The following is a 5,388-nucleotide window of genomic DNA, read 5'->3' on the forward strand; positions in this document are numbered from 1 at the left end:
GAGTTTATATAGCGAAAAGATAAACCTTAAATCGGATATGATAGAAACATTACTACCATCTAATTTACTCTCGTAGGTAATTACATTCAGTTCTTTCAGTTTACTCCGAACAGATTCTTGTTCAATTTTTGGTGTAAACACAAAAACCTGGTTATGTTGCTGCATTTTTTCGATCAGCTTCCCTCTAAAATCGAGCAGGGATCTGGAAGAGTCGCAAACGATAAAAATCTTTTTACTTGTTATATTCATCATGTCAAAATTTTAATTTAAACTGCAAAGCCACCTATCCAGGTGGCTTATTACAGAAAAAATATGAAGGTTTTGCTTTACCTACCTGGCACCAGCATTTGCCGTAACAATTGCAGGCACACTCGCCGCATCGTTAAGGAATGATGCATACTCATACTCTGGAACCCAGGTAGAAACTACCGTTGTTATATTGTTTGCACCACATTTATCGTAAATATTGGTGGTAATACCGCTAAAATATCCTTCCGGATCACTTGCCACTTTTGTAGTTAATGGTTTAACACAATTTGAGAAATACTCATTATCTGTTCTCACTATACCACCTGCTCTTGTACCAATAGAGTAACCAGAGTTGTTAAGGTGATAGTTGTTAAACATGTGTACACTACCATAATTCATTGATGGCTCTCTTTCGGTAATATTGTACCACATGTTGTGGTGCATGGTTACATGTAATTTACCTTTATCTGCTTCGTGACCTTCGATACCACCACTAATTAGTACTGATAGGTTGGTATCGTGGAATTTACTCCAGGAAACAGTTACATAATCAGATTCTCTGGTAATGCAAATATCTTTACCCCAATATTCCCAGCCATGAGTACGATCTGTAGAGAAATCGCAATGATCTACCCAAACATGGTGAGCAGCATCTTTGATTTGCACTGCTGCCTGTTCTACGTAATTTTTAAAAGTGATGTTCTGAATTATAATGTTACTTACTGTATAAATAAATAGATTCACACCCTCAATAACAGCTCCAGATCTACCAATAATAGATTTGTTTGATTTTACATAAACAATATCCTTACCAGCGCCTTTAATGGTACCACTTACATAAATAGTACGTGTAATGTTATCACCAACAGCTGCTTTTAATTGATCAAGGGTTGTTACTGTAGTTTCGACACCACCCTGGCCACCTGTTGTTTTACCATTTACTAAAGCATAACCTACTAAGGCTACATTTATAGTTGTATTTGCAGGTGGAGTTACCGTTTCTGCCGGTGGTAAAACAGCACTTGTACCGCCCATTACATAGGTATAAGAACGGCCGTTAGTTCTTGGGTCGGTATTGTCAGACGCTGAAAATATTACCGTAGTACCCCAATGGCTAAACCTTCCTTTAATAGCTGCTAATACTGATGTTGAATCGCTTGAAAACAATTCTGTACTGTCGGCCAACTGATCATCGGCATTCACACTTTTTTTACAATTACTAAAGAAGATAATTGTCGTTAACATTAAACCAATTAAACTCACTTTTTTAAACAATTTTGTCTTTCTCTGCATTTTTTATTTTTTTTAAATTTACAACTTAACGCTATATGCGATAAATGAGTACATTTAATAAAATGCAGTTAAAACGCTGATAATTAAATAATAGGCTTAATATTCGGCATTACTTATACTGTAAACCAATTGCTTACAGATAGTAAAATGACAGTTTAATAATTCAGTTTTATAAAATTTATTATACATCTAGTTTACACAGTCATGACAAACTAAATTGCAACAACAGTTGTTTTAGGTTCCAACTGTAAATTTGGGTGATAAAAAGTTGTAAACCAGTTCACAAAATTCTTTACACCTTTGTGCACAGAAACAGATGGTTCATAATTTAATAAGTTTTTTAAATCATCAATATCTGCTGATGTTTCTGCCACATCGCCATCTTGCATGGGCATAAATATTTTTTGTGCGGTTAATCCCGTCTCTTTTTCAATTTCTTCAACAAAATCCAACAAGTTAACCGGTGCCCCCCGCCCAATATTAAATACGGCAAAAGGCGCTGCTGATGTAGCTGGATCAGGGTTTTGGTTATTCCAGTTTGGGTTTGCCTGTGCTGGTTGATCAAAAACCCTCACAATGCCTTCAATAATATCATCCACATATGTAAAATCTCTTTTCATTTCCCCGTTATTAAAAACTTCGATGGGCTTGCCTTCTAAAATCGCTTTTGTAAACAAGAACAAAGCCATATCCGGGCGGCCCCAAGGACCGTAAACTGTAAAGAAACGTAAACCAGTGGTTGGTAGATTAAATAAATGGCTATAAGCATGTGCCATTAATTCGTTGCTTTTTTTAGAAGCAGCGTATAGTGAAACTGGATGATCTACATTATCATGAGCAGAAAATGGCATTTTTTTATTTAATCCATAAACACTTGAAGAGCTGGCGTACAATAAATGGCCAATTTTAAAATGACGGCTACATTCCAGAATATTTAAAAAACCTTTAATGTTGGCTTCTATATAGGCATCTGGATTGGTTAAACTATACCGTACTCCTGCCTGAGCGGCCAAATTACAAACCGCATCGAACTGATAGGTTTTAAAACAATTTTCTAAACTTTCTTTATCGCAGATATCCAACTTTATGAAAGTATAATTTTCATACCTATCACTTACCTGAGGAATACCGTAAACCAAATCAGTATGGTTAATACCAGTTTGAGCCAAGCGGGCATGTTTAAGGTTTACATCATAATAATCGTTGATGTTATCAATGCCCACAACAACGTCTCCTCTTTCCAATAAGCGTTTAGCCAAATGGAAACCAATAAATCCGGCTGTACCGGTAATTAGAATTTTCATAAAATTTAAGTTTGAGAAACAGTTAAGAATGGCCTCACAGAAGGCTTAATTATTAGTTTTTAGGATACAGCAAAGCATCCCATCAGAAAATACGGTAATAGTTAGTTTAATATTTTGGATTTAGTTATGTTGCTGCAATGCGTTTAAAATAGATTGAGCAAATATTTCTGGTCTACGGCCGTACAGATACTGCATCGCCGTTTCGGCATCCTGATTTTGGTTATGTTTCAATTTTTCGCCCATCGCTTTGGCGAGGGCTTCTACATTGTTTACTTCAACTTTGGTAATAGTCGGAATTTCGCTGATGCCTCCTGCACAAAGTGTGGATACGACTGCGCTGTTTACCGACATCATTTCTAACAGTACATTCGGAAAACCTTCTTTTATGGAAGATACCACGCAAAGTTTTGCCTGTTTAAAATAAGGAGCCGGATTATCTATCTGTCCTTTTAAAAAAACCGAATCGCTTAAGTTATTCTCCTGAATAATATTGATTAATGATGCTCTTTCTTTTCCCTCTCCAAGTACGAGTAATTTCAGCTTGGGATATTCCTGCTGAATCAGTTTAAAAGCTTTGATCAAAATCGGAAATCCTTTTTCTGGGATCAACCTTCCTGCAGAGCAGATAAAATCGAGTTTAGCATCGCCATTAATTAAAGGCTGATCAGATTTAGCAATGATTTTATTAAAATCGACGGGATTGGGTTGAACCAATATTTTGTGCTTCGATAAAAAGCCATTATGATCAAGCAGTTGTATTTTCATTAATGTAGTTTGGCAAACTACTAAATCTACAGCCGGATAACCAATGCGGTAAATGATTTGATAAATGCGTTTTTTAATTCCGGTGAAACGGGTAAAAACAGAAGTGCATTCGCGTACAATTAATTTGGACCTGAGATAACCTATGCGTTTTAAAAAGCCTAAAAAAGCATTTAAGTACGGGTGCGTACTCATTAACACATCATCCTTTTTATATTTTCGGAGTATTGGCATCAGTTTTACAAAACCCCAAAAAATTGTTCTTTTAGATAAGTATTTTTTGGAAATCCCTTCAGAAATTTTAAGCCCTGTAAAAGGGTGTTTCTTTAAAAAGTACATTTCGCCATTAACAGCGGTAGCCATCATCAACAACACATTTTCAGCACCATTGGGGGCATCGGTTAACGAAATAAAAATCATTCTTTTTTCTGGTGTTGTCATTTCGAATGGCGATTTATTTCCTTTTAAGGTTTCGAGCAATTTTTTTGAACGGCATCATCAAGCTTATTACTTTCCGCTTGCCATCTATTACAATAATGTTGTTGGCGAAACTGATGTTATGGAGCCCTTTGTTGTAAGGTTTGTCTGGCAATATTTCGAATTTATTGATGGTTGAAAACGCTTTTTCGCTCAGTGTTTCAATTTCGTTAATGATAATTGAGCCTCCGTAGCGGTTAATTGGATTTTGTGTAGGGCGGTACAGTGATTTGCCAACTTTAAATAAACTCCCTGCAGCTCTGCAAAATTCTTTTTCTACAGGAATTGGGTTCTGATAATGCCCTGTGTATTGACCGTTTAGCGTTTTTGAATGATAAATATACAGGTGATGATGATCTCCGGATACACTGGTAAAAAGCCAATATCTATTTTCATGATAAATAATCGAGCTATCTACAAAAGCTTTTCCACTAACCAGCACTTTTATTTTGGTTAACTGGCTAGGATTCTCCTGGTCAACCTGATAGAGTGCTATTTCTTTCGCTTCTGACGTTTCGGGAATGCAGTATAAACAACCATTTTCTTCTATAAGATAGGGATAAGATAAATGGATCGCATCTGGCTTGATGCCCTGCACTTTCTTCTTGTTTTTGAAGTCGAATCCATCAATCATCATAATCTCGCCCTTCCCTTTCCAAAAATCCAGTTCTTCGTAATAAATCCTATCTGTGGATACCTGTTCCACTTCCCGGTCATATGCTCATTGATAATCTCTTGGGTTCTTTTCAAATGAATGCCAGGGATGTTCTTCAAATTATCGACTGATAAATTATCCATCACATAATCTTTTAATTCATTTCTGAACCAATGCTGGAATGGCATGGTAAAGCCAGCCTTTGGCCTATCGAAAATATGTGCAGGAACACGATCGAACAATAAATCTTTTAATATCCGTTTTTGGTTTCCATTGGTGTATTTAAATGCTGTGGGTAGGCTTCTAGAAAACTCTATCACTCTGTAATCCATTAAAGGAGAACGTGATTCAAGCGAAAAGGCCATTGAAGCACGATCTACTTTGGTGTTGATATCTCCGTTTAAATAGGTTTTAATATCAAAATCAGAAATCCGTTCTAACAAAGGTTTAGATGGATTGGTTAAAATATGCATCAATGGGTTATACTTGGCCAGATCGGGTTGTTTTACCCAAGAATTTTCCATATTGCCAAACATTTTTACATATAGCTTTTCTATATCTTCCATGGAAATACCCATGGCAATTAATTTATGGCGATAGCTCGGCAATTGGCTAATTAAGCCTGCCAATGCTTTTCTAATGCTGTGT

At 36.2% G+C, this 5,388-nt stretch carries 5 protein-coding genes and 1 pseudogene; all 6 read right to left on the reverse strand.

Annotated features, from left to right (window positions below; all coding sequences use genetic code 11):
- Nucleotides 1-252: pseudogene (locus tag AC1DND_RS22760) on the reverse strand (glycosyltransferase family 4 protein); the annotation flags it as partial.
- A 78-nt stretch (nucleotides 253-330) separates the two neighbouring features.
- Nucleotides 331-1,542, reverse strand: coding sequence for a pectate lyase family protein (locus AC1DND_RS22765; RefSeq protein WP_477584879.1), 1,212 nt, complete (start codon nucleotides 1,540-1,542; stop codon nucleotides 331-333).
- Nucleotides 1,543-1,754: 212 nt separating this feature from the next.
- On the reverse strand, nucleotides 1,755-2,846 hold the full coding sequence (locus AC1DND_RS22770; protein WP_477584880.1) for an NAD-dependent epimerase: 1,092 nt from the start codon (nucleotides 2,844-2,846) through the stop codon (nucleotides 1,755-1,757).
- 120 nt (nucleotides 2,847-2,966) lie between these two features.
- Nucleotides 2,967-4,088, reverse strand: a complete 1,122-nt coding sequence (locus AC1DND_RS22775; protein ID WP_477584881.1) for a glycosyltransferase — start codon at nucleotides 4,086-4,088, stop codon at nucleotides 2,967-2,969.
- Nucleotides 4,063-4,791: a glucosamine inositolphosphorylceramide transferase family protein gene (locus tag AC1DND_RS22780; protein ID WP_477584882.1), complete on the reverse strand. Its 729-nt coding sequence runs from the start codon at nucleotides 4,789-4,791 to the stop codon at nucleotides 4,063-4,065. Before AC1DND_RS22780 ends, AC1DND_RS22775 begins: the two co-directional genes overlap by 26 nt.
- Nucleotides 4,719-5,388 (reverse strand): asparagine synthase-related protein (locus AC1DND_RS22785; protein ID WP_477584883.1); only part of this gene is annotated, 670 nt, incomplete at its 5' end. The genes AC1DND_RS22785 and AC1DND_RS22780, both read right to left, overlap by 73 nt.

Source organism: Pedobacter sp. 01N416, assembly GCF_056399685.1.